Here is a 24,476-nt window from a genome sequence, read left to right as displayed (position 1 = left end):
GGAGGGGCGGACGGCTTCCGGTCTACCAGCCGCGGGCGGCCAAGCGGTCGGCCTCGGACAGCGAGGCGACGTTGATGCCGACCATGGCCTCACCGAGACCGCGGGAGACCTTCGCGATGACGTCGGGGTCGTCGTAGAACGTGGTCGCCTTGACGATCGCCTCGGCCCGCTTGGCGGGGTCACCGGACTTGAAGATGCCAGAGCCGACGAACACGCCCTCGGCGCCGAGCTGCATCATCATGGCGGCGTCGGCCGGCGTCGCGATGCCGCCCGCGGTGAAGAGCACCACCGGCAGCTTTCCGGCCCGCGCGACCTCCTTGACCAGCTCGTACGGGGCCTGGAGCTCCTTGGCGGCGACGAACAGCTCGTCCTCGGGCAGCGAGCCCAGCCGGCGGATCTCCTGGCGGATCTGGCGCATGTGCATGGTGGCGTTGGACACGTCACCGGTGCCCGCCTCGCCCTTGGAGCGGATCATCGCCGCTCCCTCGGTGATGCGGCGGAGCGCCTCGCCGAGGTTGGTGGAGCCGCAGACGAAGGGGACCGTGAAGGCCCACTTGTCGATGTGGTTGTCGTAGTCGGCGGGCGTGAGCACCTCGGACTCGTCGACGTAGTCGACGCCGAGCGCCTGGAGGACCTGGGCCTCGACGAAGTGGCCGATGCGGGCCTTGGCCATGACCGGGATCGAGACGGCGCCGATGATGCCCTCGATCATGTCCGGGTCGCTCATCCGCGAAACGCCGCCTTCGGCCCGGATGTCGGCCGGCACACGCTCCAGTGCCATGACGGCCACCGCGCCGGCGTCTTCGGCGATCTTGGCCTGGTCGGGCGTGACGACATCCATGATCACGCCGCCCTTGAGCATCTCCGCCATGCCCCGTTTCACGCGGGCGGTGCCCGTCTCCGGGACGGTGTTGGACTGGTCGGGGCTGGCAGTGGACACGGTGCTACCTCTTCGGGAATGTCGATCAAGCTGTCGTATCCATGGTAGGGCCAGGTACGGGCCGGTACGCCCTTGACATCTCGTCAGAATTCAGGCGGGGATCCGACACTGTGCGGGTTCCGGGGGCCCGCGCGCCGGCCTGCCTCAGGGCGTGGTGGGCTTCCCGTCGTTGACGAGGACCACCCACACCTCGCCCGGGGCGAAGGTCATCGGCTGCCCGGACGCGGTCGTGTAGGTCGTCCCGTCGCTCTCGGACGGCCGGGACCAGCGGGCGTCGTAGGCCTTGCCGTCTCGCAGCACGGTCGCCTTGCCCGTGCCGACCGTCTTCACGAGCGGGGTGTAGTTGCCGAGGAAGTCGTGGAACTGCGAACGGGTCGTGTGGGCCCGCTGGACCACGATCGTCTGGCCGCCGAGCCGTCCGCCCTCGGCGGCGCGATCGGCCTTGCCGTCCTGGGTGACCAGCCAGCGCTTGCCGGCGGCCGACCACTGGAACCGAAGCGACGCCGCCGGGTAGCGGGCGGTGAAGCTCTTGACGGGCTTGCCACCGTCCGGCGCCGGGCCGAAGCGGAAGCCGATGTCGGCGGCCTTGGAGGCGCCGTGCGCGCGGGCGAGCAGCTGTTTCGGCGTGCCGTAGAGGTTGTACGGCGCCGAGTGCGGGCCGGTGCGCAGGTAGCCGGTGTTCGAGTCGTCCTGGGAGACGTCGATCAGGGGCGCCTTGGCGACATAGGGCTTCATCTTGCCCTGCACGCCGGAGTAGGCGAACGCCGGCTTGCCGAACTCCGGGAGAAGGTGCAGGTCGGAGACGCGGGCGCTGCGGACCGGCCCGACGCGCGGCGGGAGCTTCGAGGAGAAGATCGCCATGATCCGGCTGAGGCCGCCCTCGACCTGCTCGACATAGACGATGTCGGCGGAGCGCAGGCCGAGCTGCGGCTTCGCGGACCGGGTGTTGTCGATCTTGACGGCCAGCACCGGACCGTCCGCGCTCGTGCTCGCGCCGGTGAACGGGTGGGTGCGGGCCGGAGTCGGAGTGGGGGTGGCCGAAGGTCGCGGGTCCGTCGTCGCGGGCGGCGGGGACGCCGTGGCCGCCTCGGGCGCGTTCGAGCAGGCCACGAGGGACGCGGCCGCGAGCAGGACGACGGGCGGAGACGCGAGGCGAAAACAGCGCACGAGCTGGACCTCCCCGGGCAAATCAGAAGTTCTGAGTCCGCGAGGCTAGTCGATGAACGACGCGCCCGTATCCCGGTCCCCGAGGCCCGTCGGCACACCCGTCACACGGGTCACACCGGTGCGGGCTCAGGTCTCCGGCGGCGCGTCGTCGATCTCGAAGAACTCCGGCAGGGGCGCCCGGCCGGACAGGGGAAGCACGCGGGGAAGCAGCTTGCGCCGCGCCGAGCGGGTCGCGGTCACCGCATTGTTATAGAAGCTGCGCGCGTAGCCGACCTTGCGGATGGCGGCGTCGAGGTCGTCGAGCAGGTCCGCGCCGTCCTCGCGTGCCGCGACCGTGCGCCGGAAGTCCGGCTGGTCGATGACCGCGCGCAGGGCACGTGACAGGTCGCTCTCGGCGAACTCCCGGTTTTCGTTGTCGGCGATGCGTGCCTCGTGCGCGGCGGCGGCGAGCAGCAGGCTCGTGGCCGGGTCGAGCTGGCGCGAGGCGGCCAGCTCGAGGGCGACCGCCGCGCGGCGTACGAGCGCGGCGTCCAGGCCGGCGCGCGCGGTCTCCAGGCGTACGTGCAGCCGGTCGAGCCGGGTGGCCCGCCAGGAGACGTAGACGCCGAGCAGGAAGAGGACCGCGATGAGCAGGGCGATGTTGAGAAGCGTCTCGGTCATGGCCGGCTCGCGGAGGTCTCGACGACGCCGGTGTCCCCGGCCACGGTCTCGTACACGCGGACCACGTCGCGGGCGACCGTCGACCAATCATAGGCCCGGACCGCCGTCTTGGCCTCGTCGGAGAGCTGCTTGCGGCGCGGGGCGTCGTCGAGGAGCTCGGAGGCGGCCGCGGCGAGCGCGGCGGCGTCCCCGACGGGGAACAGCACGCCCGCACGGCCGCCGAGCAGCACCCGGTCGAAGGCCGAGATGTCGCTGGCCAGGATCGGCGCGCCCGCCGACATCGCCTCGGCCAGCACGATGCCGAAGCTCTCCCCGCCGGTGTTGGGCGCGACGAAGACGTCCACCGAGTGCAGCGCGCGCACCTTGTCGGTCTCGCTCACCAGCCCCAGGTTGACCACGCGGTCGCGCAGGTCCGAGGGGACACGTGCGCGGATCTCGTCGGCGTCGCCGGGACCGGCCAGCAGCAGCCGCAGCCCGGGGCGCTCACGGCCGAGCGTCTCGAACGCGCGCAGCAGCACCGGCAGCCCCTTGCGCTGCTCGTCCATCCGCCCGAGGAAGCCGAGCGCCCCGTCGTCGCCCGGCCAGCCCGGCAGCGGCGTCGCCATGGCGTATCGCTCGGTCGTGACGCCGTTCGGGATGAGCACGGCGTCTCCCCCGAGGTGTTCGACGAGCGTCTTGCGCGCCTTCTCCGACACCGCGATCCGCGCGGTGATCTTCTCCAGCGCGCTCTGCAGGATCGGGCCGGCCGCCGACAGTGCCCGCGAGCGTTCGAACGAGGCGTGGAAGGTCGCGACGATGGGGCCGTCGGCGGCCCAGCACGCGAGCACGCCCAGTGAGGGCGAGGCCGGCTCGTGCACGTGGAGCACGTCGAACCGGCCCTCGCGGATCCACCGGCGTACGCGTGCGGCGGACAGGAAGCCGAACGACAGCCGTGCCACCGAGCCGTTGTAGGGCACCGGGACCGCCCGCCCCGCGGAGACGACGTACGGCGGCAGAGGTGCGTCGTCGTCGGCCGGCGCGATCACCGAGACCTCGTGCCCGGACGCGAACAGCGCCTCGGTCAGGTCGCGTACGTGTGACTGCACGCCGCCGGGAACGTCCCAGGTGTAGGGGCAGACGATGCCGATCCTCACAGGCCGCTCGCTCTTCTCATGTCGCTGTCACAGGTCTTCCACCCAGACGCGCTGGAGCATGTGCCAGTCCTCCGGGTGGTCGGCGACCCCTTGGGCGAAGGTGTGCGCGAGAGACTGCGTCATCGCGTGGATCCGGTCCTCACGAGCGCCTTCACCGGGCACCCGGATCTCGTCGTGGACCCGGACGCACCACTCGTCTCCTTCGTACCACAGCGTGACCGGCCGTAGCGCGGCTCCGGTGCGCATGGCCAGCGCCGCCGGGCCGGCGGGCAGCTTGGCCGCCCGGCCGAAGAACTCGACCTCGACGCCGCTCGCGGTGAGGTCGCGGTCGGCGACCAGGCAGACCATCCGGCCCGCGCTCAGCCGCTCCGTGAGCACGCCGAACACGTCGCCGTCACCGCCGGAGGCGGGCAGGACCTCCATCCCCAGGCCGGCGCGGTAGGCCACGAACCGGTCGTAGAGCGACTCGGGCTTGAGCCGCTCCATGACGGTCGTGAACGGCGTGCCCGACAGGGCGATCCAGGCACCGGCGTGGTCGTAGTTGCCCATGTGCGGCAGCGCGGCGATCACACCGCGCCCGGCGTCGAGGTCGGCGTAGATGGCCTCGATGCCGGTGATGCGCATGCGGGACAGGATGCGGTCCCGGCTCATCGACGGCAGGCGGAAGGACTCCAGCCAGTAGCGGAGATAGGAGCGCATGCCCTTGCGGCTCAGTTCGCGCAGTTCCTCGTCCGAGGGCCCGTCGCCGACGACCCGGCGGAGGTTCTTCTCCAGCTGCCGTACGCCGCGGCCCCGGCGCTGCCAGGCCCGGTCGGCGATGAGCATGAAGATCTCACGGGCGACGGGCTCGGGCATGTAGCGGACCGCCGACCAACCCAGGGCATAGGCGTAGTCGGCCACCTCGTCTCTCACGCGCGGACTCTCATGAGAGGTCTCCGGCCTCCACGTGCCGCCGTACGACGACGTAGCGCTGCACCACCGTGATGGCGCTGGCGATCGAGAGCAGCCACAGGCCCGCGGCGAGCACGTACGGGACGCCCAGCCCGGCCAGCCCGATGGCGACCAGGCTCACGATGAGGCGCTCGCCACGCTCGGCGATACCGATGGTGGCGTTGATCCCCATGCCCTCCGCACGCGCGCGTGCGTACGACACCAGTGCCCCCGAGATGAGGCAGAACAGGGCGAGGCAGACCAGGAGCATGTCGTTGTGGTCCCGGCTCGAGAACCGGAGGATCAGCCCTGTGAAGATCGCCGCGTCGGAGACCCGGTCCATGTTCGAGTCGAGGAAGGCGCCGAAGCGGCTCACCTTCCCGGTCACTCGTGCCACGGCCCCATCGAACAGGTCGAAGAAGACGAAGACCGTAATGACGATCGTCCCCCAGAAGAACTCTCCGAAGGGGTAGAAGGCGAGCGCACCGACGACGCATCCGAGCGTGCCGATGATGGTGACCGTGTTGGGTGTCACGCCGGTGCGAGCCAGCGCGTGCCCGACCGGCGAGGTGACACGTGAAAGCGCCGGCCGTAGTTGGTTGAGCATTCCCATCCTTGTAATCGTGATCCGGTTGCGGTGTTAAACACCCCTGAAAGGTCCCGCAACCCCGTTTCCACCCGTTACCGTGCCCGATCCCCCCGGCGGGCCAATCGTAGTGCGTGACGTCGGCGCAGGTGGGAAGGGCTGACTAGAGGAGGACTCGAGCGTTTGCCGGCCACCCCCTTGTGATATGCGGTCAGGACGGTAAGGGTGGTGACCACGGGTGTGGCGCCCGTCACACCCAGGTCCTCAATGGAGGTGGGCGCGTGGCGGATAAGACAGGTCCCCAAGGAGCCGCCGGCAGGGCACCATCGGTCGACCAACCCGAGAAGATACGCAACATCGCGTTGGTCGGCCATTCCGGGGCGGGAAAGACGACTCTCGCCGAGGCGCTGCTCGCTGCGACCGGTACGATCCAGCGTCCCGGTCGCGTCGAGGACGGCTCGACGGTGAGTGACTACGACGACGTCGAGATGCGCCAGCAGCGCTCGGTGAACCTCTCGGTGTCGTCGTTCATGCATTCGGGCGTCAAGGTCAACCTGGTGGACACACCCGGCTACGCCGACTTCGTCGGTGACCTGCGGGCCGGGCTGCGCGCCGCCGACGCGGCACTGTTCGTCATCTCGGCGGTGGACGGCATCGACGGCGTCACCCGGATGCTGTGGGAAGAGTGCGCGACGGTCGGCATGCCGCGTGCCGTCGTGATCACCAAGATCGACCAGCAGCGCGGCGACTTCGACGAGGTGCTCACCGACTGCCAGGACGCCTTCGGCGACGGTGTGCTGCCGTGCTACTTCCCGTGTGAGGCCGGGCTGATCGCGCTGCTGTCGCAGAAGTGCCTGGACTACTCCTCCGGCACGCGCGCCGAGCGCGCGCCGGACGCGGAGTTCCTGGACCGGCTGTCGGAGCAGCGGGGCGCCCTCATCGAGGGGATCATCCAGGAGAGCGAAGACGAGACCCTCATGGACCGCTACCTGTCCGGTGAGGAGATCGACGTCAAGGCCCTCATCGAGGACCTGGAGAAGGCGGTCGCGCGGGGCAGCTTCTATCCGGTGCTGACCACGTCGGTGCCGCACGGCGACAACCCCGGGCCGGTGATCGGCATGAGCGAGCTGCTCGAAGTGATCACCCAGGCGTTCCCTTCGCCGCTGGAGCACGGCATCCCCACGGTCACCGGGACCGACGGCAAGTCGGACCGCCGGCTCACCTGTGATCCGGACGGGCCGCTGGTCGCCGAGGTCATCAAGACCGCCTCGGACCCGTACGTCGGGCGCATCTCGCTGGTCCGCGTGTTCAGCGGCACGCTGACGCCGGACGAGACCGTGCACGTGTCCGGGCATGGGCTGGAGGACCGCGGCCACGAGGATCATGACGTGGATGAGCGCGTCGGCGCGCTGTCCTCGCCGCTGGGCAAGCTCCAGCGGACCATGTCCTCGTGCGTGGCCGGCGACATCTGCGCGGTCGCCAAGCTCGGCCACGCCGAGACCGGCGACACGATCTCGGCCAAGGAGGAGCCGCTGCTGATGGCGCCCTGGTCGATGCCGGACCCGCTGCTGCCGACGGCGATCCAGGCCAAGTCCAAGGCCGATGAGGACAAGCTCTCCCAGGCGCTCGCGCGGCTGGTGGCCGAGGACCCGACCCTGCGGCTGGAGAACAACTCCGAGACCCGCCAGCTCGTGCTGTGGAACATGGGCGAGGCGCACGCCGACGTGCTGCTGGACCGGTTGAGCAGCCGGTACGGCGTCGAGGTCGAGACGGTGCCCCTGCGGGTGCCGCTGCGCGAGACCTTCGGCGGCACGGCCAGCGGGCTCGGCCGTCACGTCAAGCAGAGCGGCGGGCACGGGCAGTACGCCATCTGCCACGTGGAGGTGGAGCCACTGCCGTCGGGCTCGGGTTTCGAGTTCGCCGACAAGATCGTCGGCGGGGTCGTGCCCCGGCAGTTCATTCCGTCCGTGGAAAAGGGCCTGCGCGTCCAGATGGAGCGCGGCGTGCTCGCCGGGTACCCGATGGTCGACATCAGGGTCACGCTGTACGACGGCAAGGCTCACTCGGTGGACTCCTCCGACATGGCGTTCCAGACCGCCGGGCAGCTCGGCCTGAAGGACGCGGCGGCCAAGACGAAGGTCCTGCTCCTGGAGCCGGTCGACGAGGTCGCGGTGCTCGTCGCCGATGACTATGTCGGCGCGGTGATGTCGGACCTGTCATCCCGCCGCGGGCGGGTGCTCGGCAGCGAGGCCATCGCGGGCGGGCGGTCCTTGATCAAGGCCGAGGTGCCGCAACTGGAGATCACGCGGTACGCGATCGACCTGCGGTCGATGTCTCACGGCACGGGCACGTTCAGCCGCAGCTTCCTGCGGTACGAACCCCTGCCCGCACAGCTGGCCGAGAAGGTCATCGCCGAGTCGTAGCCGGTCGCCGCCGGCCCCGTGCTCCCCTGGGGGGACACGGGGCCGGCGCGTCCGGTCGTCTCAGGCTCGCGGTCGGCGGGTCTCCGTCACCCTCCCGGCCCGCTCGCCGCCGCGAAGACGGCCCGGCGCCGCGTCAGCCGGTCGCCTTGCCCGATCCGGGGCGGTCCGCGGCCGGCAGGGCGCACGCGGGAGTGCCGCCCGGGAGGCGGTGGCGGTTGACCGTGACCAGGTGGTAGACGCCCGCCGCGAGCCAGCGGAACGGCGGGACGCGGATCAGCAGGCCGAGTGGCCGCCACGGGCCGCGGGCGTCGATGAGGAGCCTGGCGATCGCCTGTGCTCCGCCGAAGATCCGGTCCTCCTCCACCCAGAGGACCTCGCGGTCGGCGCGTGCGGCGGTCGTGCCGAGTGCCTTCAGGTCCGCGAACTGGTACGGCGTCACCTCGGCCGTCGTCGGGATGTGGCGCTCGAGGAATCCCACCGAGGTCGTACAGAATCCGCAGTCGCCGTCGTAGAGGAGAACGGGTCGTCCCATCGCGTGTACCTCAGTCCAGGGGCCAGGCGTCGGCGAGCAGGCGACGGGTGTCCCGGAGCAGCTGGGGCAGCACCCGTGTCTGGCCGATGATCGGCATGAAGTTGGTGTCGCCGCCCCAGCGGGGGACGACGTGCTGGTGCAGGTGGGCGGCGATGCCGGCACCCGCGACGTGGCCGAGGTTCATTCCGACGTTGAACCCCTGCGCGCCGCTCGCCTTGCGCAGCGCGGTGACGGAGCGTTTGGTGAGGAGGGCGAGCTCGGCGGTCTCGGCGAGGTCGAGGTCGTTGTAGTCGCTGACGTGCCGGAACGGGCACACCATGAGGTGACCCGAGTTGTACGGGTAGAGGTTGAGCACCGCGTAGGTGTACTCACCCCGCCGTACGATCAGCCCCTCCTCGTCGTCCATCTTGGGGATCTCGCAGAACGGGCAGCCGTCGTCCGGTCCCAAGCCCGTGGGTTTGCTCTCGCCCTTGATGTACGCCATCCGGTGGGGGGTCCACAGACGCTGGAACTGGTCGGGACCCCCGACGCCGAACTGCTCCTCACGCTTGGGCTCGGTCATGCCAGAAGCATAGGACCGCACCGCGATGGCGGCGCCTCCCGGGTGACGAACCCCCGCCTGCACCTTTCCGGCATTCCATGGCGAACCAGGTGTCGAGTCCGCGAGGATGGTGCGCCCTAGGACTTGGAGGCCGCCATGACCGATTTCGCTGATGGGAACCAGCCACCCGAGCAGGTGGAAGAGCAGGTCAACGTCGTCGTCGCCGACCGTTCGCCCGACACGGAGCCGGCACAGCCGGCCGCGCAGGTGAAGGGCCGCATCGACATCGAGGACGAGGTCGTCGAGAAGGTCGCCGGACTGGCCGCGATCGAGGTCGACGGCGTCGCCGACCTCGGCGGCGACGTGGAGCGCGTCGTGGAGAACGTCCGCGAGCACATCGGTGTCGGCCACCGCCGTGGCGACCAGGGCGTCAAGGCCCATATCGACGGTCACGACGTCACGATCGAGGTCACCATCGTGATCGAGTACGGCCACGTCGTGATGGATGTGGCCCGTGACGTCAAGCACAACGTCGCCACGCAGACGACCCGCATGCTCGGCCTGACCGTGGTCGAGGTCAACGTGGTGGTCGACGACGTCAGGATGCCGGAGCCGCCCGCTCCCGCCAAGGGCGAGGAGCCCGAGGAGGAGGACGAGGACGACCACCGGCTGACGCTCGGCTGACACCTCCCGGCCGCGCCGCTCGGCGCGGCCGGGACGGTCTCAGATCTGGACGCGCTGCTCCACGGCCTTCACGATCTCCTCGATCGCGTCGCCCACCGCCACGGCGTTGTTCTGCTCGCCGCTGCGGTAGCGAAACGAGACCGCGCCCTTGGCCACGTCGTCGTCGCCCGCCAGCAGCATGTACGGGATCTTCTGCTTCTGCGCGTTGCGGATCTTCTTCTGCATGCGGTCCGAGGAGGTGTCGACCTCCACCCGGATGCCGCGCTCGCGCAGCCGGGCGGCGACCTGCTCCAGGTGCTCGACGTGGTCGTCGGAGATGGGAATGCCGACGACCTGTACCGGAGCGAGCCAGGGCGGCAGCGCGCCCGCGTAGTGCTCCAGCAGGACGCCGAAGAAGCGCTCGATCGAGCCGAAGAGCGCCCGGTGGATCATCATCGGCTGCTGCCGGGTGCCGTCGGCCGCCTGGTACTCCAGCCCGAAGCGCTTCGGCTGGTTGAAGTCGACCTGGATGGTGGACAGCTGCCAGGTACGGCCGATGGCGTCCTTGGCCTGCACGGAGATCTTCGGCCCGTAGAACGCCGCGCCGCCCGGGTCGGACACGAGGTCCAGGCCGGACTCGTCGGCCGCCTCCTGCAACGCGGCGGTCGCCTCGTCCCAGTCCGCCTGCGCGCCGATGAACTTCTCCGAATCGTCGCGGGTGGACAGCTCCAGGAAGAACTCGCTCAGCCCGTAGTCGCGCAGCAGGTCGAGCACGAAGGTGAGGAGTTTCTTCAGCTCCCCGACCATCTGCTCCTTGGTGCAGTAGATGTGGGAGTCGTCCTGGGTCATGCCGCGTACGCGGGTGAGGCCGTGTACGACGCCGGACTTCTCGAACCGGTAGACGGTGCCGAACTCGAACAGCCGTAGCGGCAGCTCACGGTAGGACCGCCCACGCGCCCGGAAGATCAGGTTGTGCATGGGGCAGTTCATCGGCTTCAGGTAGTAGTCGGCCCCGTCCACCTCCATGGGCGGGAACATGTCGTCCTTGTACCAGCCCAGGTGGCCGGAGGTGTCGAACAGGTCGCCCTTGGTGATGTGCGGGGTGTTGACGAACTCATACCCCGACTCTTCGTGGCGCTTGCGGGAGTAGTCCTCCATCACCCGGCGGACGATGCCGCCCTTGGGGTGGAAGACCGCGAGGCCACTGCCGATCTCGCTCGGGAAGGAGAACAGGTCGAGCTCGGCGCCGAGCCTGCGGTGGTCGCGCTTCTCGGCCTCCTCGAGCATCTTGAGGTAGTCGTCCTGCCGCTCGCGCGACTCCCACGCGGTGCCGTAGATCCGCTGGAGCTGGGGGTTCTTCTCACTCCCCCGCCAGTAGGCGCCGCCGGAGCGCATCAGCTTGAACGCCGGGATCGCGCGGGTGGTGGGCAGGTGCGGGCCGCGGCAGAGGTCCTTCCAGCGCAGGTCCCCGGTCTTGGCGTCGAGGTTGTCGTAGATGGTCAGCTCGCCGCCGCCCACCTCGACGCTCTCCTCGTCCGCCGCGGCGCCCTTGAGCCCGATCAGCTCCAGCTTGTACGGCTCGCCGGCCAGCTCCTCGCGCGCGCCGGAGTCGGTGACCACGCGGCGGGAGAAGGACTGGCCCTGCTTGACGATCTCGCGCATGCGCTTCTCGATGCGCTTGAGGTCATCGGGCTGGAAGGGCTGCTCGACGTCGAAGTCGTAGTAGAAGCCGTTCTCGACCGGCGGGCCGATGCCCAGCTTGGCCTTGGGGAACAGCTCCTGTACGGCCTGCGCCATGACGTGCGCCGCCGAGTGACGGACGATGGACAGGCCCTCGGGTGAGCCGACCTCGATCGGCTCGGCCACGTCACCGTCCGCCAGGACGTAGGCCAGGTCGCGGGCCTGGTCGTTGACACGGGCCGCCACGATGCTGCGGCCGTCGGCTTCGAGCGCCTCTCCCACAGTGGTGCCTGCCGCCACCACACGCTCGCTTCCGCCGAGGGTGATGCGCAGTTCAGACACGGAATCTCCTCGATGGTCAGTGATGTCGACGTCGAATGCTACCGACTGCCCGGCCGCCTCGTACTCCATGATCCACTCCTCGTTTCTCGTGGGAGCGAACACCAGGGGACGAAGCAATGAGGCCCCGGGATCGCTCCCGGGGCCTCGTCGCTGCCTAAGTCAGTGCGTGCAGCCGATGCGCCGGGGTGTCCCCGGCGTCGTCGTCGCCAATACGGCTGCTGCCATGGGACCAGACTAGCCGATCGCCGCTCCGGGCACCTCGGCCTGCGACGACACGGTAGGCTTACCAGTGCGAAGGGGAGTAGTCCCACCCGCCGGTCGTCGACATGCTGGAGCGTTCTCGCTCCCGGTGCCCGGGCCCCGCATCAGGGGGTGGACGAGACCTTCGGCCGTTGGTGACGTCTGTCGCCGTGGGCCGAGGTCTTTTTTCGTCTCACGGCACATGATCGATAAGGGACTTCATGCTGCACGTGGTGATCCTGCTGGCCTGCGCCGTGGCGATCTATCTCTCCTGTGAGTGGTTCGTCAACGCGGTCGAGTGGCTGGGCCTGCGACTCAAGGTCGGCCCGCTCGCCGTGGGGACGGTGCTGGCGGCCTTCGGCACCGCGCTGCCGGAAAGCGTCGTGACCTTCGTCGCGGTCGTCCTCGGGTCCGGGCCGGACCAGAAGGACATCGGCGTCGGCGCGGCGATGGGCGGTCCGCTCGCGCTCGCCACGGCCGCGTACGGCGTGACGGGATTCATGCTGCTGACCCGGCGCCGCAAGGTCGCCGTCCCGGCCGAGGGCGGTGAGCCGCCGCGCGAGCGCCGTGACAACCTCGGTGACACGCGCAAGCTCGCCCGCGACCAGCGCTGGTTCCTGGTGATCTTCGTGGTCAAGGTCGGTCTGGGCCTGGTGACCTTCGCGTTCAAGCCGTGGCTGGGCCTGCTGTTCTTCGCCGCCTACGGCGTCTACTTCTGGCGCGAGCTGCGCGCCGAGAGCAGCGACGACGAGGTGGCGGAGATCGAGCCGCTCCGCCTGCAGCCGCGCCGCGCGACCCCCGCCACCTGGGCGGTGGTCGTCCAGGCCGTCGCCACGCTCGCCGTCATCTTCGTGGCCTCACAGCTCTTCGTGCACCAGCTGGAGGCCGTCGGGCCGATGCTCGGCCTGCCGGCCGCGGTCACCGCCCTGCTCCTCGCCCCCATCGCGACCGAGCTGCCCGAGATCATGAACGCCATCATCTGGGTCCGCCAGGGCAAGACGCATCTCGCCCTGGCGAACATCAGTGGTGCGATGATGATTCAGGCGACCGTCCCCTCCGGCCTGGGCATTCTGTTCACCAGGTGGAGGTTCGACGGTCCGCTTCTGCTCTCGGGGATCGTGACGATCGTCGCGATGGTCTTCCTGCTGTTCGCGCTGACCTCAGGTCGTTTCAGCGGGAGGACGCTGACCTGGGCCGCGGCCTTCTACGGCCTGTTCGCGGTCTGCCTGATCCCGATACTCGTCTGAGAGCGCCCTCAGGACTTGGTGGCGAGCCGGCTGCGTACGTCGTCCATGTCCAGCGCGCGTACCTGCTCGATCAGGCTCTCAAGGGACTGTTCGGGCAGGGCTCCGGGCTGGGCGAAGACGATGACGCCGTCGCGGATCGCCATGATCGTCGGGATCGAGGTGATCTCGAAGCGCGCGGCCAGGTCCTGCTGGGCCTCGGTGTCGACCTTGCCGAAGACGATGTCCTCGTGCTTTTCGGAAGAACGCTCGTAGACGGGGGCGAAGCTACGGCACGGACCGCACCAGCTCGCCCAGAAATCGACCAGCAGGATGCCCTCACCAGCCGCTTTCTCGTCGAAGTCGGCGGTGGTCAATGTCGTGGTGGCCATTTCATCAGCTCCCTGGGGTCGAGGACGCGGTGCCCTCCGTGTCACCGCCCCTGCCACAACAGCGAAGCCCCGACGGCCATTCCGCACCCGGCCGAGGGGCGGCCACCGAGGCTCGAGTCGGCTTGCCGCCTGCGACGGCACGTACCGGTGCCGTGAGGCTCGGCCAGCGGCGCCGCGACGACGGCCGACGCGGGGGTGGAGACGGCGACGATCGTTCCAAGGGGCACGAGGCCCCCGATGAAGGCCAGAACGACCAGGGCGATGGCCCTGCGAAGATGTGACGCTCTTTTCTGTTCTCTCGCGTAGTTCTGTCACTTTCTTGTAGAGGTGGGCAAGTCAAGAATCCCTGGGCGAACGGATACGTAACCTGCGCCTGCGGAAGACCATGTCTCAGGCTCAGCTTGCGTGGCCCGAACTATCCGATCGTTACGCATGGTGGCCCTGCTGGCACAGAAGCTCGACCGCCTACCTCACGACGGGCGTGACCGAAGAGGCCATGACCGGGCTTCAGGACACCATCCGGTACGCCCACATCGCCCTGCGGAACGGCGCCACCGAGGAGGCACGTCCGTGCTTCGCCGAGGTGCTGGCCCACCCGGCGCTCGCCGACCTGCCGGCACTGGCGCACGCGGACGCGGACGCGAGACCGGACGCGGGCGCGAGACCGGACGCGGGCGCGAGACCGGACGCGGGCGCGAGACCGGACGCGGGCGCGAGACCGGACGCGGGCGCGAGACCGGACGCGGGCGCGAGACCGGACGCGGGCGCGAGACCGGACGCGGGCGCGAGACCGGACGCGGGCGCGAGACCGGACGCGGGCGGGCCACGCGGCGCATGGCGCCGCGGGCCCTCACGCGGCACAGATGGGCCTTGAGGGGCTCCCGTCTGGAACGCGGACCGAGTCACTCCCCGGAGGTCCAGCGGCGTTCTTCGCACCGTGGGCCCGGCGTCGTCGCACCATGGGCGCCGATCGGTGGCCTGGAGGCCACGGGAGGCCGACCCGCTACGGGCCGCCTCGGGGCGCGGCAGGCTTCGGCCGCGCAGGCGAAGGCGCGGCGGGCGGTGGCCGCAGTGAGCGCGGACCGCAGTGAGCGCGGCGGGCGGGTGGAACATCCCACAGACGAGCCGAGTTCGGTCCATGCCGGTGGACGGTCGCCCCGGTCAGGTGGCATGCAAACGGCGAGCTCATCCCGACTTCCGCACGTACGGTGTTCGCCGCGGATCCGGGCGGCTCCCCTGTCGACCGCGCGGCCGGGCGCGCCGGTGTCGGTCTCAGCGCCCTCTGTCGGCGCTGTGCCGCAAAGGAGGGTCTGCTCTCCCGGCTGCGCGCGGACGCCGTACGCCTTCACAACCGTGAGACGGAGAGCGCCGTGTCCAAGCAGGTCTCGAAGTACAGGGCGGACGATCCGCCACGCGTCGGTGGTGCGGCAGGTCGCGCCGATGACGGGGTTCGTGTTCGGTGGCGGTGACCGCGCCGCTCCCCCGGGCATCGAAGAGACGGTGGCCGGTCCACGTACCCCGTCGTAGAACGGCGAAGCCCCTGCAGGCGTTCCGTGCCGGTCCGGGGGGTTCGGCGGGGGCGCGGGCCTACCGCAGGCGCATCGGAGGGCCGGGTACCCCCGTGGCGGTCGGTATCGGTGACCGTCCGACCACGGCCACACTAGGCCATTACTGACATCCTTCGGATGTGGCCGGGATGGACCATCCGACGCTCGCGGGCCGTCGAAGTGTCGATCCCGGCCGGTCCTACCGTGTCCGGGACACCTTCAAGCTGGTGCCGATCATCGAGAAACTACAGGTCAGAACGTCAGCAGCAGACGATTGGAACAGTCTGCGGCGCCCGCATGGGCGCGGCCGAAGCGGCGGTGTAGCCGGCTCCGACGAACCCGAACCCGACGAGCCCTCCCATCGTCGCAAGGACGATCGCAGCGATGGCTCTCCGAAGTTGTGACATTCTTTTCTATCCTTTCGTGTAGTTCTGTCACTTTCTTGTAGAGGTGGGCGGGATGCCAAGTCAAGAATCGCTGGGCGAACGGATACGTAACCTGCGTCTGAGGAGGAACCTGTCTCAGGCGCAGCTCGCGTGGCCAGAGCTCTCCGACAGCTACGTATCCCTGATCGAGAGCGGCAAGCGCACTCCGGCGCCCAGCATGGTGGCCCTCCTTGCCAGGAAGCTCGACTGCTCGGTCGCCTACCTGACGACAGGGGTGACCGAGGAGGCGATGACGGGGCTGCAGGAGACCCTACGGTATGCGCAGATGGCCCTGCAGAACGGCGAGGCGAACGAGGCACGTACGTGCTTCACCGAGGTGCTGGCCCACCCTGCGCTCGCCGACCTGCCCGAGCTGGCGCTCGAGGCCCGGTCGGGTTACGCGCTCGCGCTCGAGGCGACGGGTGCGCTGGAGGAGGCCGTCGCCGAGCTGCGGGCCTCCGCGGAGCTGACCTCGCCGCAGGCCGATCCCGACCGATGGGCCGAGTTGCACATCGCGCTGAGCCGGTGCCTGCGTGAACACGGCGACCTGGCCGCCAGCATCCACGCGGGCGAAAAGGCGCTCGAGCAGCTGACCGAAGGTGGCGGCCAGTGGAGCGACGCCATGGTCATGCTCGGTGCCACCACTCTCGGCGCCTACTACTACCGCGGCGACCTCGCCTACGCCACCCAGCTGGCCCAGGCTCTCGTGGAACGCGCCGAGACGATCGGCAGCCCGCGGGCCCTGATGGCCGTGTACTGGAACGCGGCGTTCGTCGCGGAGTCCCGTGGCGAGTTCGAGACCGCGCTGAAGTTGGCCGAGCGTGCGATCGCGCTCCTCGGCGAGGAGGACGACCCGCGCAACCTCAGCCGGCTGCGGACCGCGTACGCGCTGTTCCTGATGACCGCCCATCCGGAGCGCGCGGACCAGGCACGTGAGATCCTGCTCAAGGCCGAGCGTGAGCTGGACGCCAGCTCCGCGAGCACCGTCGACATGGCCTGGTGCGTCACCATCGAGGCCCAGGCCGAGCTGACGCTGGGGCATCCGGTCGAGGCGGCCGCACTGGCCCGCCGCGCGACGGAGCTCCTGCAGGAGACCGCCGGGCTCGCCATCGCTAGGGCGTATGCCGTGCTCGGTGAGGCGTGCGGGAGGCTCGGCCGCCGCGAGGACTTCGTGGCGGCCCTGTCGAAGGCCGTGGAGTACCTGGAGAACATGGGGGCGCACCGCCCGGCCGCGAGCACCTGGTTCGATCTCGCCGAGTTGTTCGGCGCGGCCGGCCAGCCCGAGGGGCAGAAGGCGGCCTTCCAGCGCGCGCTGTCCTGCATGGACCTCTGACCCGCGTCCTTCGCCCGTACGCGGACAGACCACCGAAGCGACGGACGCGCGGTTCCCGATGGAACCGCGCGTCCTCGCGCTGCGTCTTTCCTTGTACGCCTATCCGGACACGCTGAATGAGTGCTGGAAGGCCGCTGAACATCGGAGGAAAAGACGTGCTGGTCAAACGACTTCGCCTGGCCGCCGTGGCGAGCGTGGCCCTCGTGCCCGCCCTGTTCGGGCTCACGGCCTGCGGTCATTCTCATCACCACGTGGTCCACCACCACGTCGTACACCACGTCGTGCACCACCGGCACCACTGACCACCGCCACGCGTACGTGCCCGCCCCTGCCGCGCACGACCCGCCGGAATCCGGCAGAACGGAACCGTTCATTCCGCCTATGCTGAGCACATGGAGGCCGGTCCGTGCCGCTGAACGGCCGCCGAGCTCAGGCGGCACGCAACGACGAGCTCATCCTGACGGCCGCGCGCGCGGTGTTCGCGGCCGATCCGTCGGCGCCCATCTCCGCCGTGGCCGAGCGTGCGGGTGTGGGCATCAGCGCCCTCTACCGCCGCAGCGCCTCGAAAGAGGATCTGCTCCGGCGCCTGTGCGCCGACGCCGTACGCCGCTACAACGCCGAGGCCGCGGCCGCACTGTCGGACGCGGGTGACCGCTGGGGCGTGTTCTGCCGTTTCATGCACCGCGTCGTCGCCGCCGACCTGTACGCGCTGACGCTGCGTCTCGCCGGCACGTTCACCCCCGATCCACCACTGCGCCAGGCCGCGCTGCGCGCGCAGGAACTCAGCACGCGTCTGTTCGAGCGGACGAAGGCCGCGGGCGCGATCCGCGCCGACGTGGTCCTCGACGACATCGCGCTGATCTTCGAACAGCTGACGGCCGTACGCTTCGGCGACGAGCACCGTACGCGACGGCTACGCGAACGCTGCCTTGCCCTGACGCTCGACGCCCTTCGCCCGAACCGGTCCGGCCCGCTCCCCGGACCACCCCCCGCACGCGAGGAGATCACCCGCCACTGGGAGACGTGACCCACGGCGCGAGCCGACCGCCCCCGCTGGCCGTACGGGCCACGGGCGCCGGGTCACGGTGACTGGGGCAGCAGGTCCAGCCTGCGCAGGATGACGCCTTCGCGCAGCGCCCAGGGGCACACGGCGGCCTCCGCGACGCCGAGCAGGTCCATGGCCGCGTCCGCGACGATCGCGCCGGCCGGAAGCTGTGGCGCCCGTCCCTCCGACACGCCCGGCAGCTCGGCGCGCTCCTCGGCGGTCATCGCCGGGAGCCGTCCGGCCCATTCGACGACCTCCGCGTGGGACAGCACGCGCTTCACGAGGGGGCCCTGGTTCGAGGGCGCCGCGCCGGCGATGCGGGCCAGCTGCCGGAAGGTCTTGGAGGTGGCCACGGCATGGTCGGCCGCGCCGTACCGGAGCACCCCGCCGACCTCGCGGGCGATCGTGGTGCGGACGTGCTTGCGGAGCTGGCGCACCTCCTCGGGCGGCGGCGGGTCCGTGCCGAACCAGTCGCGGGTGAGACGGCCCGCACCGAGCGGCAGTGACACGGCGGAGTCCGGCTCCTCGTCGGCGCCCGAGGCGATCTCCAGCGAGCCGCCGCCGATGTCCAGGACGAGCAGCCGCCCCGACGACCAGCCGAACCAGCGTCGCGCCGCCAGGAAGGTCAGCCGGGCCTCGTCCTCGCCCGACAGCACCGGGATGTCGATGCGGCTGCGGTCGCGGATGCCGGCGAGGATCTCCTCGCCGTTGACCGCGTCGCGGATCGCCGACGTCGCGAAGGCGACGACCTCCTCGACGCCCTTGTCCTCGGCGATGCGCAACGCGTCGTCGACGAAGTCGCGCAGGAGCCGCGCGCCCAGTTCGGACAGCCGATTGCCGTCTTCGAGGTGGGCGGTCAGCCTCAGCTCGTTCTTGTGGGAGAAGGCCGGCAGTGGTGCCGCGCCCTGGTGTGCGTCCACCACCAGCAGATGCACGGTATTGGAGCCCACATCGAGGACACCGAGTCTCATGCCTTAGACGCTATCGGTTCACCCTGTGTCCTTTTCGGCAGATGTGACCAACTCCTAGCCGTCAGGGCAGCCACGCCACGTGGCCGTGCAGGAGCGTGTAGCCGACGAAGGTGACCCCGTCGATGAGCGTGTGCGCGATCACCAGCGGTGTCGCGCGTCCCCATCGCTGGTAGAGACGGCCGAAGATCAGTCCCATGGCGACGTTGCCGGCGAAGCCGCCGAAGCCCTGGTAGAGGTGGTACGAGCCGCGCAGCAGGGCGCTGACCGTAAGGGCGTGGCCCGGCCGCCAGCCGAGCTGGGAGAGCCGGTGGAGGAGGTAGCCGGCGACGAGGACCTCCTCCAGCACGCCGTTCTGCGCGGCGGCGAGCAGGAGCACCGGGATGCGCCACCAGACGGCGGGCAGGTTCGCGGGCACGACCGTGAGGTTGGCGCCGGCGTGGTAGGCGCCGAGGTAGAGCAGCAGACCGGCGCCGCCGATCACCGCGGCCAGCAGCGCGCCGCGTACGGCGTCCTGCGTGGGTCTGCGCCGGTCGACGCCCAGTGTGGCCAGCGACTCGCCCGACCGCAGCAGCAGGTACGCCACGAGCGCCACCGGCGCCAGGGCGACCGCGATGTTGAACAGCTGGTACATCAGGTCGATCCAGGGCCGTCCGGGCGCGAGAGAGCCGACGAGCAGCGCCTGCTGCCGGGAGAGCGACTTGGACGCGGTGAGCGAGGCGATCAGCTGCAGCAGCGCCGACACGCCGCTGGCGCCCAGCGACAGCGCGAAGACCACCCAGATCTCGGCCGTGAGCAGCCGCCGGCCGAGCACCGGAGCGTCCGGGGTCAGGGTGGCGCGTCCTGGCCCGGCGCCCTGATGGTCGTCGGCCGCCGGCGGGTCGGGGAAGGTCACAGGCGCACGTTAGCAGTGGTCAGGGGATCCACCGCGGGTCGCGTTTCTCCAGGAAGGCCGCGATGCCCTCGCGTGCCTCGTCCGAGCCGAAGCGCTCCGCGGACAGTTCCGCCATCCGCGCGAGGCCCTCCTCCACGTCCATCGCCGGGACGGTGCGCGGCAGTCGTTTGGCGATGGCCAGGGCCTCCGGCGCGCCGCGCAGGAGCATGCCGGTGTAGTGGGCGACCGCCGCGTCCAGCTCGCCGGCGGGCACGGCCCGGTTGATCAGCCCGATCTCCTGGGCGCGCCGCGCGTCGAAGACCTCTCCGGTCAGGAAGTACTCCGCGGCGGCGCGCGGGTCCATGCGCCGCAGGCAGGTCACGGCGATCATGGCGGGCACGACGCCGAGCCGTACCTCGGTGAAGGCGAACGTCGCGGTGTCCGGCGCGACGGCGAGGTCGCACGCGGTCACCAGGCCAAGCCCGCCGGCCCGCGCTGGGCCGTTCAGGCGGGCCACGACCGGTTTCGGGCTGTCCCAGATGAGCCGCACGAGCCCGGGTACGTCCGGCGGCGGCTCACCGGCCGACTGCTCCTTCAGGTCGGCACCCGCGCAGAACACCGTGCCCGCCCCGGTGAGCACCACGACGCGTACGCCCTCGTCGCCGAGCGCGGTCGTGAGCGCCTCGTGGAGTTCGGTGACGAGCCGCCGCGACAGCGCGTTGCGGTTGCGTGGCGAGTCCAGGGTGATCGTCGCCACGCCGCCATCGCCGGCGACCCTCACGAGCGGATCCATCTGCTACTCCTCGGTGACGACGGCGAGCACGGCGCCGGTCTCGACCTGGCCGCCGACCTCGGCGTGCAGTGTCGCCACGACGCCGGCCGCCGGGGCGAGGATCTGGTGTTCCATCTTCATCGCTTCCAGCCACAGCATCGGCTGGCCTCGCTCGACGGTGTCGCCCTCGCTGACGGCGATCCGGATCACCGAGCCGGGCATGGGGGCGAGCAGGGTGCCGGGCGCGATCTGCTCGGCGGGGTCGGGCAGGCGTTCGATCGAAGTGAGCGCCACCGGTCCGAGCACGGAGTCGACGTGGACGCGCCTTCCGTACCGCGTGACCGCGAACCGCAGGCGCATGCCACCGACCGCCAGCACGACCTCCGACGGGCCCGCGCCGACGAGCTCGACGCCCTCGTGGCCCTCGGCGACGAGGCCGTCGCGGGTGAGACGGTAGGCGACCTCGGCCTCCTCGAAGGCGCTGCGCTGGGGCTGTGAGGGCACGTTGCGCCAGCCGCTCGGCAGTCCGCCGAGCACGACGGCCGACGTGCGGTTGGCGGCGGCCTGGGCGAGCGCGGCGGCCAGCGCGGACAGGCGTACGGCCTCGTCGCCGGCGAGCCGGCCCGTCGTGTCGTGGTGGTCGAGGAAGCCGGTGTCGGTGTCGCCGCTGAGGAAGGCACGGTGCCGCAGCGTGTTGACGAGCTGGTCGCGGTTGGTGACCGGCCCGTGCACGCGCGCGCCGGTGAGCGCGGCGGCCAGCCGCCGGGCCGCCGCGGCCCGGGTCGGGGCGTAGGCGATCACCTTGGCGAGCATCGGGTCGTAGTGCGTGGAGATCACGCTTCCGGACGCCACCCCGGCGTCCAGCCGCAGCCCGTACGACGGTGGCGCACGGAACTCCGCGTCGACGCCCGTGACCTCGAACGCGTGCAGCGTGCCGCTGTGGGGCCGGTAGTCCTCCGCCGGGTCCTCGGCGTACAGCCGGGCCTCGATGGCGTGGCCGGAGGGGCGGGGCGGGTCGCGCAGCGCGGCGCCCTCGGCCACCTCGATCTGCAGGGCCACCAGGTCGACGCCGTAGACGCACTCGGTGACCGGGTGCTCGACCTGCAGCCGCGTGTTGACCTCGAGGAAGAAGAAGCCGCCGTCCGGGGCGAGCATGAACTCCACGGTCCCCGCGCCGGTGTACCCGATGGCACGGGCGGCCGCGGCCGCCGCCTCGCTCAGCCGCTGCCGCAGCTCCGTGTCGACCGCGGGCGAGGGCGCCTCCTCGATCACCTTCTGGTGGCGCCGCTGGATCGAGCACTCCCGCTCCCCCAGCGTCCACACGGTGCCGTGGGTGTCGGCGAGCACCTGCACCTCGATGTGGCGGGCGCCGGTGAGCAGTGGCTCGCAGAACACGGCCGGGTCGCCGAACGCCGACTCCGCCTCGCGCCGCGCCGACTCGACCGCCTCGCGCAGATCGGCCGCGCCGCGTACGACGCGCATGCCGCGGCCACCACCGCCGGCCGACGCCTTGACCAGTACGGGGAACGTGGTGATCGTCTCGGGGTCGAGGTCGGGCAGTACGGGCACTCCCGACTCGCGCATCAGCCGTTTCGCGTCGATCTTCAGGCCCATCGCGGAGATCGCGGCCGGCGGCGGCCCCACCCAGGTCAGGCCGGCGCCGATCACCTCCTCGGCGAAGCCGGCGTTCTCGGACAGGAAGCCGTAGCCCGGATGGATCGCGTCGGCCCCGGCCGCCCTGGCGGCGCCGATGATCGCCTTCTGGTCCAGGTAGGTCTCCGCGGGCGTCGCGCCCGGCAGGAGTACGGCACGGTCGGCCTCGATCGCGTGTGGCAGGCGTGCGTCCGGCTCGGAGAAGACCGCGACCGTCTCGATGCCGAGGTCGCGGCAGGTCCGGAAGACCCGCCGGGCGATCTCGCCCCGGTTGGCCACCAGCAGTCTGGAGATCATGGTCTGCGCGGCGTGCAGGCTCCGGTCTTCGGACTGGGACCGAGACGCCGCTCCCTCCTCAGAATGTCGGTGGTGGTCAACAGCGTGTTCGCACGCGGTTTCGGCTTCAGCCCACGCCTGACCAGGAGCAGGCGTTGTCGAAGCATCGCATGCGGGCCCGCTTTGTCTGGAGTCTGGCTGTGGAGCGGCACCGGCATTGGAGGCCGGGACGGGCAGGCGCGCCCGCCGAGAACATCGCGGCAGGACGTGCCGTGACCGCGCGGGGAGGTCTGCCGCTGGGCGGGCCCGTGAACCGCGAACCTCAACTCGCGCTCTCCTTTGCTTAGGCCGGGTGGAATCCCCCACCGTCAGGCGGGGGGAGGACGTCAGATCCTGAAGACTCCGTAGCCGTTCGCCGGTTCGGCGGCGGCGGCGCTGTTGATCGCGGAAAGACAGAGCCCGAGCACCGTACGTGTGTCGCGCGGGTCGATGACGCCGTCGTCGTACAACCGCCCCGACAGGAAGAACGGCAGCGACTCCGACTCGATCTGCGCCTCGACCATCGCGCGCATCTGCGCGTCGGACTCCTCGTCGAAAGCCTGCCCCCGTGCCTGCGCGGCCTGGCGGCCGACGATGGACAGCACCCCGGCCAACTGGGCCGGTCCCATCACCGCCGACTTCGCGCTCGGCCAGGTGAACAGGAACCGTGGCGCGTACGCCCGGCCGCACATGCCGTAGTTGCCCGCGCCGTACGAGGCGCCCATGATGACGGTCAGGTGCGGTACCCGGCTGTTGGACACCGCGTTGATCATCGTCGCGCCGTGCTTGATGATGCCGCCCTGCTCGTACTCCTTGCCGACCATGTAGCCGGTGGTGTTCTGCAGGAAGAGCAGCGGGGTGCCGGTCTGGTTCGCGAGCTGGATGAACTGCGCGGCCTTCTGCGACTCCTGGCCGAACAGCACGCCGCGGGCGTTGGCCAGGACGCCGATCGGATAGCCGTGCAGCGTCGCCCAGCCGGTGACGAGGCTGGTGCCGTACAGCGGCTTGAACTCATCGAAGTCCGACCCGTCGGCGATCCGTGCGATGACCTCGCGCGGGTCGAAGGGGATCTTCAGGTCCTCCGGCACGATGCCGAGCAGTTCCTCCTCGCCGTACGCGGGAGGCCGCACCGGGAGCGGCTCCCGGCCCTGTTTGTGCCAGTTGAGACGGGCCACGATCCGGCGGCCGATGCGCAGCGCGTCGTGCTCGTCGGCGGCCATGTAGTCGGCCAGGCCGCTGGTACGCGCGTGCATCTCGGCGCCGCCCAGCTCCTCGTCGCCGGACTCCTCCCCCGTTGCCATCTTCACCAGGGGCGGCCCGCCGAGGAACACCTTGGCGCGGTCCTTGACCATGACGACGTGGTCGCTCATGCCGGGCAGGTACGCGCCGCCTGCCGTGGAGTTGCCGAAGACGAGCGCGATCGTCGGGATGCCCGCCGCGGAGAGCCTGGTCAGGTCGCGGAACATCCGGCCGCCCGGGATGAAGATCTCCTTCTGCGTGGGCAGGTCGGCGCCGCCGGACTCGACGAGGTTGATCAGCGGCAGGCGGTTCTCCAGCGCGATCTCGCCGGCGCGGAAGGTCTTGGCCATCGTCCACGGGTTGCTGGAGCCGCCACGCACCGTCGGATCGCTCGCGACGATCACGCACTCGACGCCCTCGACCACGCCGATGCCGCTGACGACGCTGGCGCCGACGGCGAAGTCGCTGCCCCACGCGGCGAGCGGCGACAGCTCCAGGAAGGGAGCGTCCGGGTCGAGCAGCAGCTCGACGCGCTCGCGCGCCAGGAGCTTGCCGCGTCCCTTGTGCCGGTCGACGTACTTCGGGCCGCCGCCCGCGACCGCCTTCGCCTGCTCGGTGTCGAGCTCCGCGAGCTTGGCCAGCATCGCCACCCGGCGCTCGGCGTACGCGTCGCCGGCCGGGTCGAGCGTGCTGGTGAGAACCGTCATACCTCGCCTTTCACTGCTTCGGGCCTGCTCCCCAGGCTGACATCCGTCCGTCGAGTATGGCCAAGCGGCCCTGTCGAGGGAAGATCCACATCGGTGAGGGGAATCTCATTCGACGCCTCTCATCCGGTGGAATCCGCGGCCCGCGA

At 70.5% G+C, this 24,476-nt stretch carries 24 protein-coding genes; 9 read left to right on the top strand and 15 right to left on the bottom strand.

The features are described from left to right. Positions 1 to 22: 22 nt before the first annotated feature. The 6 genes from pdxS to pgsA form a co-directional block, all read right to left on the bottom strand. Positions 23 to 940 carry a pyridoxal 5'-phosphate synthase lyase subunit PdxS gene (gene pdxS, locus FB559_RS34100; RefSeq protein ID WP_141961040.1) on the bottom strand — a complete coding sequence of 306 codons (918 nt, stop codon included), beginning with the start codon at positions 938 to 940 and terminating at the stop codon, positions 23 to 25. A gap of 144 nt (positions 941 to 1,084) precedes the next feature. After that, on the bottom strand, positions 1,085 to 2,107 hold the full coding sequence (locus FB559_RS34095; RefSeq protein WP_141961039.1) for a DUF3048 domain-containing protein: 1,023 nt from the start codon (positions 2,105 to 2,107) through the stop codon (positions 1,085 to 1,087). A gap of 126 nt (positions 2,108 to 2,233) precedes the next feature. Then, positions 2,234 to 2,767: a hypothetical protein gene (locus tag FB559_RS34090; protein ID WP_141961038.1), complete on the bottom strand. Its 534-nt coding sequence runs from the start codon at positions 2,765 to 2,767 to the stop codon at positions 2,234 to 2,236. Beyond that, a complete protein-coding gene (locus FB559_RS34085) occupies positions 2,764 to 3,900 on the bottom strand; it encodes a glycosyltransferase family 4 protein (protein WP_141961037.1) in 1,137 nt (378 codons plus the stop codon). The genes FB559_RS34090 and FB559_RS34085 overlap by 4 nt, the downstream gene beginning before the upstream one ends. 27 nt (positions 3,901 to 3,927) lie before the next feature. Beyond that, positions 3,928 to 4,812 (bottom strand): phosphatidylinositol mannoside acyltransferase, encoded by an 885-nt coding sequence (locus tag FB559_RS34080; protein ID WP_141961036.1) that lies wholly within the window; start codon positions 4,810 to 4,812, stop codon positions 3,928 to 3,930. 10 nt (positions 4,813 to 4,822) lie between these two features. Continuing rightward, positions 4,823 to 5,437: a phosphatidylinositol phosphate synthase gene (gene pgsA / locus FB559_RS34075; protein WP_141962101.1), complete on the bottom strand. Its 615-nt coding sequence runs from the start codon at positions 5,435 to 5,437 to the stop codon at positions 4,823 to 4,825. Between the two features lie 260 nt (positions 5,438 to 5,697). Between pgsA and FB559_RS34070 the strand changes: the two genes are divergently transcribed. Next, on the top strand, positions 5,698 to 7,839 hold the full coding sequence (locus FB559_RS34070) for an elongation factor G-like protein EF-G2 (protein WP_141961035.1): 2,142 nt from the start codon (positions 5,698 to 5,700) through the stop codon (positions 7,837 to 7,839). Between the two features lie 133 nt (positions 7,840 to 7,972). Here FB559_RS34070 and FB559_RS34065 read toward each other — a convergent pair whose 3' ends face one another. Together FB559_RS34065 and FB559_RS34060 are read right to left on the bottom strand one after the other, a co-directional pair. Further along, entirely contained in the window at positions 7,973 to 8,371 is a 399-nt protein-coding gene (locus FB559_RS34065; RefSeq protein WP_141961034.1) for a thiol-disulfide oxidoreductase DCC family protein, read from the bottom strand. Between the two features lie 10 nt (positions 8,372 to 8,381). After that, positions 8,382 to 8,933 carry an HIT family protein gene (locus FB559_RS34060; RefSeq protein ID WP_141961033.1) on the bottom strand — a complete coding sequence of 184 codons (552 nt, stop codon included), beginning with the start codon at positions 8,931 to 8,933 and terminating at the stop codon, positions 8,382 to 8,384. Positions 8,934 to 9,068: 135 nt separating this feature from the next. Here FB559_RS34060 and FB559_RS34055 point away from each other — a divergent pair, with 135 nt between their 5' ends. Continuing rightward, the gene (locus FB559_RS34055; RefSeq protein WP_141961032.1) at positions 9,069 to 9,596 is read left to right on the top strand and encodes an Asp23/Gls24 family envelope stress response protein; all 528 of its coding nucleotides are present in this window, start codon (positions 9,069 to 9,071) and stop codon (positions 9,594 to 9,596) included. Between the two features lie 39 nt (positions 9,597 to 9,635). On the opposite strand, the gene thrS is transcribed toward FB559_RS34055, so the two are convergent. Next, positions 9,636 to 11,666 carry a threonine--tRNA ligase gene (thrS, locus tag FB559_RS34050; protein ID WP_141961031.1) on the bottom strand — a complete coding sequence of 677 codons (2,031 nt, stop codon included), beginning with the start codon at positions 11,664 to 11,666 and terminating at the stop codon, positions 9,636 to 9,638. Positions 11,667 to 12,058: 392 nt separating this feature from the next. Here thrS and FB559_RS34045 point away from each other — a divergent pair, with 392 nt between their 5' ends. Next, positions 12,059 to 13,084, top strand: coding sequence for a sodium:calcium antiporter (locus tag FB559_RS34045; protein ID WP_141961030.1), 1,026 nt, complete (start codon positions 12,059 to 12,061; stop codon positions 13,082 to 13,084). A gap of 8 nt (positions 13,085 to 13,092) precedes the next feature. Here the strand turns inward: FB559_RS34045 and trxA are convergent, their stop codons facing one another. Then, complete coding sequence (trxA, locus tag FB559_RS34040) at positions 13,093 to 13,452, bottom strand: thioredoxin (protein WP_141961029.1); 360 nt, start codon at positions 13,450 to 13,452, stop codon at positions 13,093 to 13,095. A 496-nt stretch (positions 13,453 to 13,948) separates the two neighbouring features. Between trxA and FB559_RS44250 the strand changes: the two genes are divergently transcribed. From FB559_RS44250 to FB559_RS34015, 5 genes are all read left to right on the top strand, one after another. Beyond that, positions 13,949 to 14,326, top strand: coding sequence for a hypothetical protein (locus FB559_RS44250; RefSeq protein ID WP_185792531.1), 378 nt, complete (start codon positions 13,949 to 13,951; stop codon positions 14,324 to 14,326). An 813-nt stretch (positions 14,327 to 15,139) separates the two neighbouring features. Then, positions 15,140 to 15,403 carry a hypothetical protein gene (locus tag FB559_RS34030; protein ID WP_141961027.1) on the top strand — a complete coding sequence of 88 codons (264 nt, stop codon included), beginning with the start codon at positions 15,140 to 15,142 and terminating at the stop codon, positions 15,401 to 15,403. A gap of 55 nt (positions 15,404 to 15,458) precedes the next feature. Further along, positions 15,459 to 16,757, top strand: coding sequence for a helix-turn-helix domain-containing protein (locus FB559_RS34025; RefSeq protein ID WP_141961026.1), 1,299 nt, complete (start codon positions 15,459 to 15,461; stop codon positions 16,755 to 16,757). Between the two features lie 116 nt (positions 16,758 to 16,873). Further along, on the top strand, positions 16,874 to 17,059 hold the full coding sequence (locus tag FB559_RS34020; protein WP_141961025.1) for a hypothetical protein: 186 nt from the start codon (positions 16,874 to 16,876) through the stop codon (positions 17,057 to 17,059). 104 nt (positions 17,060 to 17,163) lie between these two features. Then, the gene (locus FB559_RS34015; RefSeq protein WP_246122296.1) at positions 17,164 to 17,784 is read left to right on the top strand and encodes a TetR/AcrR family transcriptional regulator; all 621 of its coding nucleotides are present in this window, start codon (positions 17,164 to 17,166) and stop codon (positions 17,782 to 17,784) included. A gap of 53 nt (positions 17,785 to 17,837) precedes the next feature. Here the strand turns inward: FB559_RS34015 and FB559_RS34010 are convergent, their stop codons facing one another. The 4 genes from FB559_RS34010 to FB559_RS33995 all read right to left on the bottom strand — a co-directional run bounded on the left by FB559_RS34010 (position 17,838) and on the right by FB559_RS33995 (position 22,366). Further along, positions 17,838 to 18,773: a Ppx/GppA family phosphatase gene (locus FB559_RS34010; RefSeq protein ID WP_141961024.1), complete on the bottom strand. Its 936-nt coding sequence runs from the start codon at positions 18,771 to 18,773 to the stop codon at positions 17,838 to 17,840. A 61-nt stretch (positions 18,774 to 18,834) separates the two neighbouring features. Further along, positions 18,835 to 19,665, bottom strand: a complete 831-nt coding sequence (locus tag FB559_RS34005; RefSeq protein ID WP_246122294.1) for a CPBP family intramembrane glutamic endopeptidase — start codon at positions 19,663 to 19,665, stop codon at positions 18,835 to 18,837. A 19-nt stretch (positions 19,666 to 19,684) separates the two neighbouring features. Next, the gene (locus tag FB559_RS34000; protein ID WP_141961023.1) at positions 19,685 to 20,437 is read right to left on the bottom strand and encodes an enoyl-CoA hydratase family protein; all 753 of its coding nucleotides are present in this window, start codon (positions 20,435 to 20,437) and stop codon (positions 19,685 to 19,687) included. 3 nt (positions 20,438 to 20,440) lie between these two features. Continuing rightward, a complete protein-coding gene (locus FB559_RS33995) occupies positions 20,441 to 22,366 on the bottom strand; it encodes an ATP-binding protein (protein ID WP_141961022.1) in 1,926 nt (641 codons plus the stop codon). Between FB559_RS33995 and FB559_RS46925 the strand changes: the two genes are divergently transcribed. Beyond that, entirely contained in the window at positions 22,255 to 22,692 is a 438-nt protein-coding gene (locus tag FB559_RS46925; RefSeq protein WP_141961021.1) for a helix-turn-helix domain-containing protein, read from the top strand. The genes FB559_RS33995 and FB559_RS46925 overlap by 112 nt on opposite strands. A 39-nt stretch (positions 22,693 to 22,731) precedes the next feature. On the opposite strand, the gene FB559_RS33985 is transcribed toward FB559_RS46925, so the two are convergent. Beyond that, on the bottom strand, positions 22,732 to 24,330 hold the full coding sequence (locus tag FB559_RS33985) for an acyl-CoA carboxylase subunit beta (protein WP_141961020.1): 1,599 nt from the start codon (positions 24,328 to 24,330) through the stop codon (positions 22,732 to 22,734). Positions 24,331 to 24,476: the final 146 nt, after the last annotated feature.

The organism is Actinoallomurus bryophytorum, assembly GCF_006716425.1.
Lineage (GTDB): Bacteria > Actinomycetota > Actinomycetes > Streptosporangiales > Streptosporangiaceae > Actinoallomurus > Actinoallomurus bryophytorum.
This window is presented reverse-complemented; position numbering and strand designations above follow the sequence as displayed.